Annotated in this window: 9 protein-coding genes; 5 read left to right on the top strand and 4 right to left on the bottom strand. The window is 61.9% G+C overall.

All coding sequences use genetic code 11. The annotated features are described in order from the left end of the window. Positions 1–43: 43 nt before the first annotated feature. Entirely contained in the window at positions 44–1,900 is a 1,857-nt protein-coding gene (locus tag ABGM93_RS09560) for a VC_2705 family sodium/solute symporter (RefSeq protein ID WP_321505666.1), read from the bottom strand. Next, positions 1,893–2,153, bottom strand: a complete 261-nt coding sequence (locus tag ABGM93_RS09555) for a sodium/substrate symporter small subunit (RefSeq protein ID WP_321505664.1) — start codon at positions 2,151–2,153, stop codon at positions 1,893–1,895. Before ABGM93_RS09555 ends, ABGM93_RS09560 begins: the two co-directional genes overlap by 8 nt. Before the next feature lie 395 nt (positions 2,154–2,548). On the opposite strand from ABGM93_RS09555, the gene ABGM93_RS09550 reads away from it, so the two are divergent. Next, complete coding sequence (locus tag ABGM93_RS09550) at positions 2,549–3,214, top strand: response regulator transcription factor (protein ID WP_321505662.1); 666 nt, start codon at positions 2,549–2,551, stop codon at positions 3,212–3,214. Between the two features lie 156 nt (positions 3,215–3,370). Here the strand turns inward: ABGM93_RS09550 and ABGM93_RS09545 are convergent, their stop codons facing one another. Beyond that, positions 3,371–6,934, bottom strand: a complete 3,564-nt coding sequence (locus ABGM93_RS09545) for a NahK/ErcS family hybrid sensor histidine kinase/response regulator (RefSeq protein WP_321505660.1) — start codon at positions 6,932–6,934, stop codon at positions 3,371–3,373. Positions 6,935–7,600: 666 nt separating this feature from the next. Between ABGM93_RS09545 and ABGM93_RS09540 the strand changes: the two genes are divergently transcribed. The 3 genes from ABGM93_RS09540 to ABGM93_RS09530 all read left to right on the top strand — a co-directional run bounded on the left by ABGM93_RS09540 (position 7,601) and on the right by ABGM93_RS09530 (position 10,827). Beyond that, a complete protein-coding gene (locus ABGM93_RS09540) occupies positions 7,601–8,761 on the top strand; it encodes a PAS domain S-box protein (protein ID WP_321505657.1) in 1,161 nt (386 codons plus the stop codon). Between the two features lie 27 nt (positions 8,762–8,788). Further along, on the top strand, positions 8,789–9,403 hold the full coding sequence (locus ABGM93_RS09535; protein WP_319772242.1) for a response regulator: 615 nt from the start codon (positions 8,789–8,791) through the stop codon (positions 9,401–9,403). Between the two features lie 710 nt (positions 9,404–10,113). After that, the gene (locus ABGM93_RS09530) at positions 10,114–10,827 is read left to right on the top strand and encodes a helix-turn-helix domain-containing protein (protein WP_321505655.1); all 714 of its coding nucleotides are present in this window, start codon (positions 10,114–10,116) and stop codon (positions 10,825–10,827) included. Between the two features lie 150 nt (positions 10,828–10,977). Here the strand turns inward: ABGM93_RS09530 and hemN are convergent, their stop codons facing one another. Continuing rightward, on the bottom strand, positions 10,978–12,324 hold the full coding sequence (hemN, locus tag ABGM93_RS09525; protein WP_321505653.1) for an oxygen-independent coproporphyrinogen III oxidase: 1,347 nt from the start codon (positions 12,322–12,324) through the stop codon (positions 10,978–10,980). Positions 12,325–13,183: 859 nt separating this feature from the next. On the opposite strand from hemN, the gene ccoN reads away from it, so the two are divergent. Continuing rightward, the gene (gene ccoN / locus ABGM93_RS09520; RefSeq protein ID WP_319772239.1) at positions 13,184–14,830 is read left to right on the top strand and encodes a cytochrome-c oxidase, cbb3-type subunit I; all 1,647 of its coding nucleotides are present in this window, start codon (positions 13,184–13,186) and stop codon (positions 14,828–14,830) included. Positions 14,831–14,840 lie beyond the last annotated feature (10 nt).

The following is a 14,840-nucleotide window of genomic DNA, read 5'->3' as shown; positions in this document are numbered from 1 at the left end:
TCCATTGACGTCACGCGGGCGGGCGCGCCAGCTGCGGTCCGCGTCAAACCGCACGGTCGCGCGCTGTCGGCGGCTTTGTGCCGCCGCGGATCATTGTCACGAAATCGCGCGCCTCCTGGGACGGAGGTGAGGTGACGAGGCTGCCGGCGACGAGTGCGCAGACACCTGCGAGAAGTCCGAAGAGAATGGCCGGGACCGTGCGACCGGGCAGCGGCAGCATTCCCGCATCTGCGAAAGGCAGATCCACCGCGCCTCCCGTGGCCAGCACGACAATCGCGACGGTCACCCCGCAAAACATGGCGGCAACCGCGCCGCTCATGTTGGTGCGCTTCCACCAGATGGCCCCCACCAGCACCGGAAACAGTCCGGAAGCCGCAATGGCGAGCGCCCAGAAGGCAGGCAACAGGTTTGCGGGAAGGGCGTTTGCCTGAACGGCCTGCTGCGCGACATAGGCTGTGAGGGCTGCAATCGGGATCAGCAGGATGCGCGCCATGAAGAGCCGCGCCGCAGCCGGGGCCCGCGGGGCAAGGAGCTTGTGAAAGCCGTCATGGCACAGCGTGTTGGCGACGGTCAGCAGCAGGCTCGCCGCGCTGGACAGCGTGGCCGCGACAGCGCCCGCGGCGAGCAGGGCTTCCAGCGTCATGCTCATGCCCGCGATGGCCGGAAGGCCGAGGACGACCGCACGCGGGTCCAGCGAGACATCCGACATGGCGAGCGTGGTCTGCGTGATGGTCCCGTCCCCGCACGCCTGGGCGATGGCCTCAGCAGAGATCGCGGGCGCACCGCAGATGGTGAAAAGGCCCTTGGAGCCAAGCTCGATGACCCAGTCGGGCACCATGTCGATGGACGCGCCATCGATACCAAGCAGGATTTCGAGCGTGACAAAGGCGGCAAACAGGGGCGCCGCCGTCACGATCGGGACGACGAAGCCCAGCCCCCATGCGGCACTGCGCCGAGCCTGCGAGGGACTGGCGGCCGCCAGAAATCGGGTCAGAATATGGGGAAGGCTCGCACTGGCCAGAATGAGGCAGAGCATGATCGGCAGATCGAAGCCGCCTTGCGCGGCCGTCGCGCCAGCGGCGGGGCCGTCCGATCCGACGATCCTCCCGATCTCGCTCAGCACGGTGGCAAGCGCGAATTGGGGAACCGGTTGACCGTCAGATCCCATCGAGAGCACCGCAAGCGGCAGCAGGAAGGCAACCGCGATCAGGATGTACTGGGCGATCTGCGACCAGGTCAGCGCGCGCATGCCGCCAAGCAGGGCGATGATGACCGCAAGAGACGCTGTTCCCACAATGGCCGTCTCGCGCGCCAGGGGCAGGAAATTCGCGGCAATGAAACCGGTCAGGATGAACTGGGCGGCAAGAAGGGGAAGCGCGGTGGCGACAATCACGGCCATGGCAATCCCGCCGACGGCGCGGTGAGAAAAGCGCGTGGTGAGAAAGTCGGGAAGCGTGAGCGCGCCGGATCGGTTGAGATAGGGGGCAAACAGCACCGCCATCAAGACAAGGCCCGCGCAGGAAGCGACCACATAGGGGGTCGCCGAAGCGCCCTGCGTGTAGAGCACCGCGGCAAGGCCGAGAAAGAGCGAACCGGAAATCCAGTCGGATGCCATCGCCATGCCGTTGTGCAAAGACGGCAACTGCCGTGCCGCCACGAAATAGTCCGTCAGGCGCATGGTCGCGGCAACGAGGCTCGCCACGACAAAGACAATCAGGCTGACGGAGATGATCGCAAGGCTGATCAGAACCTGCGGAAGCCCGAGCCGCTCCAGCACCAGAAGCGCAAACAGCATGAAGGCGAAACTGGTGGCGAGCGCGACATGGAACAAGACGCGCCCGCGCACACGCGATGCCGCCCCGTCTTCTGCCGAGACGCCCGCAAGATCCGTTTCAGCCATTTTTGCGTATCCCGTGCTTGCGCTCGATGCGCGATTGCAGCCTGCAGAAGAGAAAGACAATCCCGATCATCACGACTGGTGCCCCAAGCGCGGGATTGAGGAAAACCGACGTTCCGGCAAACGACGGGGCCTGCTTGAAGGCCCAAGCGTCAATGAGCGCGCCGAAACTCACCACCGCCCAGAGCAGAAGCGTTGCCGCTGCGAGCAGCGTTGTTTGCGTCCATGCCTTGAGCGCGGATTCTCTCTGCCTCACAACCTGTCCTCTGAGTTATTTGTGCGTACAATATCGCCGCACACCGATCCTGACCGCTTTATCCATGAAAACCTGCACGCAGGGAAGACCAAGCGGGCATCGTCACGCGTCAGTCGAACCTGACCGAAAAACAGGTGTTTGCCTGTTTGCCCCGGAAAGCTTATCACTATTATCAGGCCGGTTTGGAACGTGACAATAACGGTTGCCGGCAGGACGAACGGCGCGGGCCTCGGTGGCGGCTTCGATGCCTGTTGCCGGGACCGTTAAACGTCCAATGTCGTAAGGGCGCGTGTGGCAAGGTGCCGAAGGGATGAGCCGGGAGGTCGCAACGACGATCGTCTTGGTTGGCTCCGAAAATGGCACGCGCGTCCGGGGGGTAAGGGAGGACATGCGGTTTGGCGGACAAGCCATCGTATAATTTCATCATCGCGGATGATCATCCGCTGTTTCGTGGCGCGTTGCGCCAGTCGATCGAGAGCATGTATCCGGGCGCGAACATCCTCGAGGCCGGGACGCTGGAAGACGTATGCGCGCGTCTTGAAGCCAGCGGCGATGTCGATCTTGTCCTGCTCGATCTGACCATGCCGGGCATGCGCGGCTATTCGGGTCTGATGTATCTGCGGGCCCAATATCCCGGCGTTCCGGTCGTCATTGTTTCGGCGAACGAAGAGCCGTCCGCCATTCGCAACTGCATGGAATTCGGCGCGGCAGGCTTCATTCCCAAGTCACTGGGCATCGATACGCTTCGCGATGCGGTGGAAATGGTCATGGCCGGAGAGGTCTGGACGCCCACCGATGTGGATATGGGGGCGGACGACGAGACGGCGGGACTTGTGCAGCGCCTTGCAACGCTCACGCCGCAACAGGTGCGCGTCCTGATGATGCTGAGCGAAGGGCTTCTCAACAAGCAGATCGCCTACGAGCTTTCTGTTTCGGAAGCCACGGTGAAGGCCCACGTCTCCGCCATTCTTCAAAAGCTCGGCGTGGAAAGCCGGACACAGGCCGTGATTGCGGCCTCCAAGATCGAAAACGGTCAGTGGCAGGCGGCAGTGACCGAATAGGGCGTCTGGCGGCCCGGCCTCGCGTTGGCGCCGCCAGTCCGGCACTGCGGCCCGCCGAATGGTTGCCCTTTCGCGGGGGGCGTCTTTTCCATCCAGTCAGAAGTGAGTTCCGGGCGATAGCCGTGTCGGCCCGCTTGGCTGCCTGTGGCGCGGCCCCTATTGGGCGGCCGGTTCCGTCGCCCTGGCAGGTTTGCGCGCCTCGCTGCGCAAACGTGTCAGGTAGGCCCTAAGAGCCGCCGGTTTGAGGGGCTTGTTGAGAAGGTGGATGTCGCGGGAATCCGCATCCTTGCGCACGGCCGGTGTGCGATCCGCGGTGATCAGGATGGCCGGGATATCCGCCCCGAATTTCCACCGCAGTTGGACGATTGCGTCGATACCGCTGCCATGGTCCAGATGGTAATCAACCAGCAGCACCTCGGGGGTCTCGCCGAAATCGGCGATCTTCATCGCAGCCTCCGCGGGATCGAGTGCGGTTAACGTCCTGCACTGCCAGCCCGCCAACAGCGCCTCCATGCCAGCCAGGATGCTTTCTTCGTTGTCGAGCGCGGCCACCAGCATGCCCTGCAGGCTGGAGTTCTTCGGCAAAGGCTGGCTGGCGGGCGGTTCTTCAGCCGGAATGGTGGCGGCCAGCGGCACAGTCACCGCAAAGCGCGATCCACTCCTGCCACGCGAGAGGCCGCCATTCACACGCGATGTGAACGACACCGGGTGATCCAGAACGCGGGAGATGCGCTCCACGATGGAAAGACCGAGACCAAGTCCGCGCGCCACGCGTGCACCGTCATCCAGCCGGCGGAATTCCTCGAAGATCTCCTCGCGCTTGGAAGCGGGAATGCCAATGCCCGTGTCGAGAACCTCGATATTGACGCGATTGCGATGCCGGCGGCAGCCCACAAGGATACGCCCGGAATTGGTGTATTTGATCGCGTTGGAGACGAGGTTCTGCAGCAGGCGGCGTAACAGGCGCCGGTCGGAGCGTACGGTCAGGTCTGTCGCCAGAATGCGCAGGTCGAGGTTCTTCTCCCGCGCCACAGGCTCGAATTCCCGTCGCAGCTGGTTGAGGATCGTGTCGAGGCGGAAACTTGAGATTTCCGTCTGCATCTGGCCGGTGTCGAGACGGGAGATATCAAGCACAGCCCCCAGGATTTCCTCCACCGAATCCAGCGACAGCTCGACATTGCGCACCAGGTCGAAATCTCGCCCGGCCTCGAACCGTTCCATCAGGCTGGCCGCATAAAGGCGCGCGGCGTTGAGCGGTTGCAGGATGTCGTGCCCTGCGGCGGCCAGAAACCGGGTCTTGGAGAGATTGGCCTCGTCCGCCTCCCGCTTGGCGCGCACCAGTTCCTCATTGACGTGGGTCAGTTCCTCGGTGCGTTCGCGCACGCGCCGCTCAAGCGTCTCGTTGGAACGCGCCAGTGCCTGTTCCGCATGAACCTGCTCGGTGATGTCGGTATAGGTGGTCACGATCCCGCCGCCGGGCATGGGGCTGGTGCGCACTTCCAGAACCGTCTGGGTGGAGGCGATGCGGTCCTGGAACGTATCCATGCGCACCGCCAGCCCTTCCAGCCGTTCATTGACGAGCGTCTCGACGGGGGCGAGGCCGAATTCTCCGCGTTCCGCATTATAGCGCAGGATCGCGTCGAGCGGCGTTCCCACCTGGCCATATTCCGGCGGCAGGCCCAGCAATTCGCGAAATTGCCGGTTCCAGCAGATCAGCCGCAGGTCCTGATCGAAAACGGAAATGCCCTGTTGCACCTGATCGAGCGCGGTCTGGAGCAGGTCGCGGTTGTATTGAATGGCTGCGGAGGCGTCGTCCAGCAGCTTCATCGCCCCCTTGGTGGCCGGATCGCGCCGTTTCACAAGCAGGGACAGAACAAGACGCGAGGAGGCCGCACCAATGGCGCTCGCCAGGAGCTGTTCGGCAAAGCGCAGCATGCGCGCTTCGGCCTGCGCGTTGGGATCGAGCGGAATGGACTGTTCGCGCGCGAAGCGTTCAAACGAACGGTCGGTCCGCTCTGCGCCCAGATAACGCGCGACGGTACTGCGCAGGTCACCCACGGTCACAGCGGTGCGCCAAAGCCGCAGGGAGGGGGACGGGGAGAATTCGTCGGGCAGGAACAGGTTGGCCTGAAGCCGCTCGATGGGTTCCGGCGCCCGGCTCAGGGAGCCGAAGACATAAGCCAGGATATTCAGCGCCAAAGCCCAGAGGAAACCATGCACCAGCGGATCGGCATCGATGCCGAACAACGCCTGTGGCCGCAGGAAGAGGATGCCGAGCGGACCGTCGGTCAGCCAGGTGCTGGGCAGGAGGCCGGAATCGGCGAAGGTTGGCAATAGCAATGTGTAGCACCACATCGCAAAGCCCACGGTCATGCCCAGGATGGCCCCGCGCGCAGTCGCGCGCCGCCAGAACAGTCCGCCGAAAAAGGCGGGCGCAAACTGGGCGATCGCGGCAAAGGAAAGCAGGCCGATGGAGGCGAGGGCGGCGCTGTCACCGGCGGCCCGGTAATAGGCATAGGCCAGAAGCAGGGTTGCGAAAATCGCGGTGCGTCTGACATGAAGCAGAAAACGCCCCATGTCCCGCATGGTGTCGGGATTGTCGACCCGCCTGCGCAAGACCAGCGGAATGACCAGATCATTGGAAATCATGATCGCAAGCGCCACGCAGGCCACGATCACCATTGCGGTCGCGGCAGACAGGCCGCCGATGAAGGCAAGCATTGTAAAGATCGGCTGGTCGGCAACCATGGGCAGCGCGAGCACGAAGATGTCGGCGTCGACCGCGCCGCCGAAGGTGAGCAGTCCTGCGGCGGCGATCGGTACGACAAAGAGATTGATCAGCACCAGATAGAGCGGAAACATCCAGCGCGCGAGGCGAAGCTCGCCCACATTGTTGTTCTCCGTCACGGTCACGTGAAACTGGCGCGGGAGCATGATGGCGGCGAACAGAGAGAGCGTCGTCATCACCATCCACATGTTGCCGTTCATGGGGGCGGTGAAGACGTTTGCGGTGGTGGGGATTGCCTGTGCGGCCTTGAGCAGATCGCCAGGGCCGTCGAACATGCCGAAGGTGACGTAGAGCCCTACCGCGAGGAAGGCGATCAGCTTGACGATGGACTCGGTCGCAACCGCCAGCATCAGCCCCTCCTGATGCTCCGTTGCATCGATATGGCGGGTGCCGAACGCCACGGCGAAGACCGCCATGCCCAATGCAACCAGCAGCGCGATATCGCTGATCATCCAGTCCACCGGCATGCCGGCGGGGGCCCCCGCCCCCACGAAGAGGGTCGTCGTGGAAAGGGAGACGGCCTTCAGCTGCAAGGCAATGTAGGGGATGGTGCCGCACACCGCGATGATGGTGACGACCGCCGCGACCCATTGGTTCTTGCCATAGCGCGCCCCAATGAAATCCGCGATGGAGGTGATCCGCTCGGCTTTCGCCAGCCTGACGATCCGCCTGAGCAGCGGGAAGCCGAGCGCGATGACGATGGCCGGGCCGATATAGATCGTAAGGAACTGCAGTCCGTCTTGCGCGGCCTGTCCGACCGAGCCGAAGAAGGTCCAGGAGGTACAGTAGACGGCGAGGGAAAGGGCATATATGACCGGACGCCCCGCAGGCCGTCTCTTGTTTCGCGCGACCCGGTCTCCATAGCTGGCTACCGCGAAAAGGAGGCCGATATACACGAGCGCCGAGACAACGACGACCCAGCCTTGAAGCATATGTCCTCACAGCCCTGTCGGAGACCTGTCGCAAACCGGCAGGGTGTCGGCTTGCAGTCCTCTCGACCGTTTCCTCATCTGGTTTTTTGCGGATTCGAGCATAGTTCCAAATGGAAGTCCATGTCCCGCGCGACGATGATTGTTCCGCGTCGTGATTCCTCTGCGGAAGCGACAGCGAATACGTAGAAGCCCGATACGAAACTTCCCGCAAGTTTTTATAGCGCAGGTTGCAGCCCGCCAGGATTGCTATGCATGATAAGATAAAATTGTCATTTATTGCAATGTCATCATCTTCTTAAAGGGCTTCTCACCTGTCGATATGCCTGTTAGTCTCGATATTCGGAATATGATTTGGGATTTCTTGTTGAATAGAAAGCCGCAAACTTGTTCTGGGGAAGCGAAGGCTTCTGGAGGGTCTTATAAATACCGTTTGGACGGCACCTAGGCTCTGCATGTCGTATGTGATGGTTCTCCGTCGGCGCCTGTCGAGATTGGATCGGGTGGAGGCTGGATCCTTTAGGTCCCGGCGATTGCTGGGTTGGCTGGCGACATGAGGGAAGGCGCGGGACATGCGTTTGGGCATCTGAAAAGGCGGGTTGGATATCGGCCGAAACCGCTGGGTGCGCTGCTTGGCAAGTTGTCTGGTTCGGGGGGCTGGAGATTGTGATGCGGCAAGAAATATCGGGCCTGGCGGCGGGCCAGCCTTCGGTTTCCGAAGCGCGGCTGCTGAGTATTCTCGACACCGCAGTCGACGGCATTTGCGTGATCGACGAAATGGGCAGGATCCTGTCCTTCAACCGGGCTTGCGAGCGGTTGTTCGGTTACACGGCTGCCGAAGTGGTCGGCGAGAATATCAAGCTTCTGATGCCGGAAGAATTCGCCTCCAGGCACGATGAAACCCTCGGTAATTACCTCCGTTCCGGCGAAGCCAAGATCATCGGTTACGGTCGCGAGGTCCGTGTCAGACACAAGAGTGCCCGGGAGTTCCCTGTGGAGCTGTCGGTGGGCGAGGCACATACACCGGAAGGGCGTCAGTTCGTCGGCATCCTGCGGGATCTCCGTCCGCGCAAGATCCAGGAAGAGCGGCTCAACCGGATGCAATCGCAATTGGTCCACTTCGCCCGCGTCAACGCGATGGACGAGATGGGGGCGGCCATTGCGCACGAGCTCAATCAGCCGCTAACGGCGGTCATGCTCTACCTTCAGGCGATTACCCGCAAGGCGCATTCCGACGGCGACAATCTCGATGCGCGCATCGTCGACATTCTCGGCAAGGCCGTACGCGAGGCGCACCGTGCCGGCCAGATCATTCAGCGAATGCGCCAGTTCGTCGAAAACCGCGAAGCGGAGCGCCGCAGCGCCAGCGTTGGGGATTTGATCGACGAGTCACTCGAACTGGTCCTTCTTGGCCAGTACACGCTGAGCGTCAATGTCGTGCGCGATGACGAGGAGAGCATTCCGCCGGTCGATGTCGATCCGGTGCAGATCCAGCAGATTCTGGTGAACCTCATCCGCAACGCGCTGGAAGTGGTGAAGGATGCAGAGGAGCGCTGGATCCGGATCTCTTCACGCCGGGTGGAGGAGGATGTGGTGATCCAGGTGGCCGATAGTGGTCCGGGCATTTCGTCCGTCAATTTGAGGAACCTGTTTCGCGCCTTCTCCAGCACGAAGAAGAAGGGGCTTGGCCTTGGTCTGGCGATTTCAAAGTCTATTGCCCAGAGCCATGGTGGAGATCTGACCGTCGACCCGGGAGGAAATGGTCGTGGCGCGGTCTTCACGCTCAGGCTCCCGCTCGACCGGGGCGGTGCCCCCAACGCCGATATTTGAACAGAAAAGATAGCGAGGAAATCCGGAATGTCCGAAGAGTCGAACCTGATCTACATCGTTGATGATGATCCTTCCGTTCGCGATGCCCTGTCTGTCGTGTTCGAAATGGAGGATTTCCGGGTGGAAACCTTCGACAATGGTGATGCCTTCCTGATGGCTGCCGCCCGCAAGGAACCGGCCTGCGTGATCCTGGATGTGCATATGCCGGGTCGCTCGGGGATCGACATTCTCAAAAGCCTCAATGCGGAGGAATATCCCGCGCCTGTCTTCATCATTTCCGGACAGGGAGACATCCCCATGGCGGTGAACGCGATCAAGCAGGGCGCCTTCGATTTCATCGAAAAGCCCTTTGATGCCGACACCGTTGTCCAACGTGTTCGCGACGCCGTGGACGCCATGGCTCGGCGCGGCGACTTCGGTGAGAAGATGCGCAACTTCCCCGGCGCGGAAACCCTCACCCCGCGCGAACGCGAGGTGCTGGAGCAGATCACCGGTGGCGCGTCCAACAAGGAAGCCGGGCGCACACTCGGAATCAGCCCGCGCACCATCGAAGTGCATCGCGCCCGCATCATGGAAAAGCTCGGCGCGCGCAATGCCGCCGACCTCGTTCGGATCGTTCTGACGGGCGAAAAGTCGGATTGAGCTCTGGGCGGTGCCGGCTCTCTGTCAGGGGTGGCGCCGTCTTGTTTTGCCGAAAAGGCAGATCCCTTCGCGTAGGGCCGATGTCTTCTGTGTCGCGCGCTGTACCGGCGCCCCCGATTGTCGTCGAAACGGGTGCGGCAGGCTGGGTGTGTGTCTTTTGTCATATCGCTGGCGGGCATCACATGGCCGACGGGACGATGGTGATCATGTCTGTGTTGTGTGGCGCGCCGATGTATCGGCGGGGCGACCGCGCCGCTGAGGCGGATTTGAAGACGCGGTTTGATCGTCGATTGGTAAGGGGAAATACTTGCTGTGTGGCTGCGCAGCCTGTCGCCGAGTGGCGTGAGTGTTTGCGGATAGCGTAGCGGTAGGTGCGAGAAAAGAGGGGTTGCCTCTTCCGGTTGCGGTGTGGATACGCTCCGTGAGCGCCGCTCTGTGCGGTAGTAATTTGCTGGTCGAATTTGTTGTTTGAATTGTCTATCGTGTTTTTTAAGTGGGCGTTTTCCCGTTTTCGTATCCCGAAAATCCCGGATAGAGTACTCTGGTCACTGAGAGATTTGGGATCGGACGCGATCCTGCTGGGCCCTGCGGCATTTTGTGGAATGTTGCGGTGGCCTGTAAACTCCGACGGTGCCGCGTGATTTAGTGAATAGACTGGCGTCGGAATGGGACGGATTTCGCCGCTTGTCGTCGTGATGGAGGGGATTGGTATGACCTTTCTCGAGCAAACGTCACAGGCTCATGATCAGGCTGCGGCCGACATGGGCCTTGCTGACGTGGCTGCTGTGTGGGCTGACTATGTGAATGGCCCAAAAGTCCGAAAACTCGACCTCGCTCCCCATGAAGCCGTTTTCTATGAAGGTGATCCGGCCGACCATATCTATGAGGTCGGGCGTGGAACGGTGATGCTGTACAAGCTTCTGCCCGACGGGCGTCGTCAGGTGGTTGAGATCCTGAAAGCGGGCGATCTTTTCGGTTTCCAGTGCGGGCGGATCTACGATTGCACCGCGGAGACGCTCTCCGGGGCTGAAATTCGCGCGCTCGGCCGCAAGGACATCGATCTTTCGCTCAGTCTGCAGCGCTATGTCGGCGAACGCATGCTGGCCAAGATGGAAGCCCTGCACGATCATGCCATGCTGCTGGGCCGCAAATCCGCGATGGAGCGGGTGGCGAGTTATCTCATGCATTTCGTACCGGGGCGCGGCGTTGTCGATTGCCTGGGGCCGGCCGGCGATGTTGACGAAGGGGTGGTCGAGCTTTCGATGACCCGGCAGGAGATCGCAGACTATCTCGGCCTGACGATCGAGACCGTGAGCCGGGCAATTTCCGAGCTGAAGCGCCGGGGCTTGATCCGCATCGAGAAACAGGATCGAATTGTCATTCCGCGTATCTGTGGTCTGTGCCGCCTGACCGGCATGCACTAGGGGTGGCCCTGTAAACGAGATGGGGCATGGCGGCAGCGGGGAAATGTCCCGTCCGCCACTGAAGCTGCAGCCCCGCAGGGGGGGAAGGCGCGGAAGATATCCCCGCCTTGGGCAGCTAAGGGCGCCAGACGTCGTCTCACGCCAAGCCTGTCACACGGCAACCGAATGCCTGGCGGAACCGTTGGCAAGGTAACTGTCGAAGGCCGCCGCCGCGACACGGACGAAGGGCTTTCCGGCGTCCGTCACCCTGACGGTCCAGCCTTCGATCACGGCCAGTCCGTCATCGACCATCTCCTGCAGGCGCTCGAAGCCGTCGGCCAGTTGCTCCGGCTCCATCCCGTGCCGCCGCGCGATTGTCTCCACATTCGCCTCGTAGCAGGTCATCAGCATCTCGATGATGTCGGCGCGGGTGCGGTCATTCTCGTCAAGCGCGATGCCGCGCACGACGGGTGGGTGACCGGCTTCGATGGCGCGTTCCCATCCGCCCACATCGGGCGCATTCTGGATATAGCCCTGCGGCAGCCGGCCGATGGAGGACGCGCCCAGTCCGATCAGGATCTGCGCATCGTCGGTTGTGTAGCCCTGGAAATTGCGGTGGAGCGTTCCATCGCGCAGCGCGATCGCCATGGGGTCGTCCGGGCGCGCGAAGTGGTCGAGCCCGATGGCCACATAGCCGGCCTCCACAATCGCCTCACGCGCGGCATCCGCCAGCTCACGCCGTGCCTGCGCTTCCGGCAACTCGGCCTCATCGATCAGGGTCTGGTTTTTCTTGAACCACGGCACATGGGCATAGCCGAACAGTGCGATACGGCCCGGTTCAAGAGCAAGCGCGCGCTTCACGGTCTCGCGGATTGCTCCGAGCGTCTGGCGTGGCAGGCCATACATCAGGTCGAAGTTGATCGCATCGATGCCTTCGCTGCGAAGCAAGCCGACGGCGGTGGCCACGGTGTCGAACGATTGAAGCCGCCCGATGGCCTCCTGTACGGTTGCATCGAAATCCTGAACGCCGAGGCTCGCCCGCGTCACCTTCGACAGGGCGAGGGTGCCGGCTATCTCCGCTGTCACCGTGCGTGGGTCGAGTTCGATGGCGTGTTCGTGACCGGGGGCGAAGTCGAAGGCCTCGTGCAGCGTCTCCATGATGCGCAGGAACGAGGTCCGCGGCATCAGGCTCGGGGTTCCGCCGCCCCAATGGATGTGGCTCACGCTGCGCCGCGCGCCGATCAGCGAGCGAACGAGCCGGATTTCCCTGATCAGGGTCTCGCCATAGGCGGCGATCGGCTCATCCTTGCGGCTCGCCTTGGTGTTGCATCCGCAATAGTGGCAGATCTCCCTGCAAAAGGGCACGTGAAGATAGAGCGACAGCGGCGCGTCGGGCAGGTTGGCGAGCCATCCGGCATAGGTTTGCGGGCCGACCTGCGCATTGAAATGCGGCGCGGTCGGGTAGGATGTGTAGCGCGGAACGTTACGGTTCGCGTATCGTGCTTCTATCCGTGTCATGGGCGCGATTAGACCTGAACTTGTGTGCACCACCTTGATGTGGGTCAAGCGCCCAAAGACGCAGCGTCAAAAGGGCTGGCTTGTCCAGACATCAATCACCGGCAAGCCGCCTCAGTCAGAAGGCTCCGCCCGATCGGGGGGGGCACTTTGCGTCGGCTTCTGGCCTTTCCTACTTAGGGCAAGGCCGCGTGCAATGAAAGCCGTCGCGTCATTCGAGGGGCAGGCTGGTAGGGCGATCTGGCAAGGTGGTCCGGCAGCAAGGCGCGCGATTTCGAGCTTGGCCCGACCGGCGCGCGTTGCTGGTGAAGGGGCCTCCACAGGTGTCCGCGCTCACAGCGTTGCGAATTCGCAAGCCTGCGGCTTGGGGCTCTTTTGACGGGGTAGGGCCTGTACATGGCGAGGGGGAGGTGCCCCAGCGGAGCATCCTGCGAAGCGATGGGCTCCTGAGTGATTCTCGGGAATAACCGATGCAAGAGACGGGTTTTCGTGCAAGAGTGTGGAAAAAATGACGAAGGGTTGCTGCGTTCAGCATTCTGTCGCTGACGTTGTAGTCTTGACGATAACTCGCAGAAAATGGGCCTGTGCGGACCACGCGCAGGCAGGCAGACCTCACCTGAAACCAGTAATTGGCAGGGCGGAGGGACAAAAGGCCGCACCTGGAAGGCTCCATTCAGGCGGGAGGCCGATTGTAAATCCGGCAAGGGTCTGCTTTTTCATTTGTCTAACCTGAGCGTATTGACGCATGTCAAGGCGGAGCCCCTGATGCGTCACTACGCCTCGGAATGGAGGCTCGGGGGGTGCGTCTTGATCGCGCTAGTCGAGTGTTCGGATTTTTTGTCCAAACTCTGGGGCTGACAACATGGCTCGACCGACACATGCCCGCTACCTGACGATGGAGCAGGGCGGTTTTGCCCTCTTCCTGGTTGTGGTGGCGTTCGCCTGCCTGATCGTTTCCGGCAAAACCTATGACAGCGTCATGGCATTTCACGCAGCGTTCGGGGCGCTCGTGACTGCCGGTGGTGCGTTTTTCATTCTGAAAAGCTATTTCGATGCAGACGGCGCCGCACCGGCCCAGATCATCGATGGCCGCCCGAACTACAATATGGCGCCCGTGAAGTTCGCGTCTGTCGCGGCAATGTTCTGGGGGCTGGCCGGCTTCACCGTGGGGCTGATCATTGCCCTGCAGCTGGCTTTCCCGGCACTGAACTTCGATCTTCCGTGGACCAATTTCGGGCGTCTTCGCCCGCTGCACACGTCCGCGGTGATCTTCGCCTTTGGCGGTAACGTCCTGCTGGCGACGTCCTTCTATGTGGTCCAGCGCACCTCGCAGGCGCGCATGCCCGGCATTGTCGCGCCCTGGTTCGTGATCATCGGCTACAACGCCTTCATCGTGATCGCCGGAACCGGCTACCTGCTGGGTGTGACCCAGTCCAAGGAATATGCAGAGCCCGAATGGTACGCCGACCTGTGGCTGACCGTCGTGTGGGTGGTCTATCTGCTGGTCTTCCTCGGCACGCTCTGGAAGCGCAAGGAGCCGCATATCTATGTGGCGAACTGGTTCTACCTCGCATTCATCATCACCATCGCGATGCTGCATATCGTCAACAATCTGACGATCCCGGTCTCCGTGTTCGGGACCAAGTCCTACATCGTGTGGTCGGGCGTTCAGGACGCCATGGTGCAATGGTGGTACGGCCATAACGCGGTGGGCTTCTTCCTGACCGCCGGCTTCCTGGCCATCATGTATTACTTCGTGCCCAAGCGGGCCGAGCGGCCGGTCTATTCCTACCGCCTGTCGATCGTTCACTTCTGGGCGCTGATCTTCCTCTACATCTGGGCCGGTCCGCATCACCTGCACTACACCGCCCTGCCGCAGTGGGCTTCCACCCTTGGCATGACCTTCTCGATCATGCTGTGGATGCCGTCCTGGGGTGGCATGATCAACGGCCTGATGACGCTTTCGGGTGCCTGGGACAAGCTGCGTACCGATCCGGTCCTGCGGATGATGGTCGTCTCGGTTGCCTTCTACGGCATGTCGACCTTCGAAGGGCCGCTGATGTCGGTGCGTGCGGTCAACGGACTGTCCCACTACACCGACTGGACCATCGGCCATGTGCATTCCGGTGCGCTGGGCTGGGTCGGCTACATCTCCTTCGGTGCCCTCTACTGCCTCGTCCCGTGGCTGTGGAACCGCAAGGGCCTCTACTCGCTTCGGCTGGTGAACTGGCACTTCTGGATCTCCACCATCGGCATCGTCTTCTACATCACCTCGATGTGGGTTTCGGGCATTCTCCAGGGTTTGATGTGGCGCGCCTATGACGCTCTCGGCTTCCTCGAATACTCCTTCGTGGAAACGGTTGCGGCGATGCACTGGTTCTATGTGCTGCGCGCGTTCGGCGGCGGTCTGTTCGTCGTCGGTGGCTTCATCATGGCCTTCAATCTCTGGATGACCGTGACACGCGGTGAGGCGGAAGTCGCCGAACCTGCTCTCGCGCCGGCGCAATAGGGGATAACGA

The sequence above is a fragment of the Breoghania sp. genome (genome assembly GCF_963674635.1).
GTDB lineage: Bacteria > Pseudomonadota > Alphaproteobacteria > Rhizobiales > Stappiaceae > Breoghania.
Note: the sequence above shows the minus strand (reverse complement) of the source record. Positions and strands in the feature narration are given on the sequence as shown.

Excerpts from the sequence above, each read along its gene's own strand:
- ABGM93_RS09560 (WP_321505666.1), bottom strand. The coding sequence starts at position 1,900 with ATGGCTGAAACGGATCTTGCGGGCGTCTCGGCAGAAGACGGGGCGGCA.
- ABGM93_RS09545 (WP_321505660.1), bottom strand. The coding sequence starts at position 6,934 with ATGCTTCAAGGCTGGGTCGTCGTTGTCTCGGCGCTCGTGTATATCGGC.
- ABGM93_RS09540 (WP_321505657.1), top strand. The coding sequence starts at position 7,601 with ATGCGGCAAGAAATATCGGGCCTGGCGGCGGGCCAGCCTTCGGTTTCC.
- ABGM93_RS09535 (WP_319772242.1), top strand. The coding sequence starts at position 8,789 with ATGTCCGAAGAGTCGAACCTGATCTACATCGTTGATGATGATCCTTCC.
- ABGM93_RS09530 (WP_321505655.1), top strand. The coding sequence starts at position 10,114 with ATGACCTTTCTCGAGCAAACGTCACAGGCTCATGATCAGGCTGCGGCC.
- hemN (WP_321505653.1), bottom strand. The coding sequence starts at position 12,324 with ATGACACGGATAGAAGCACGATACGCGAACCGTAACGTTCCGCGCTAC.
- ccoN (WP_319772239.1), top strand. The coding sequence starts at position 13,184 with ATGGCTCGACCGACACATGCCCGCTACCTGACGATGGAGCAGGGCGGT.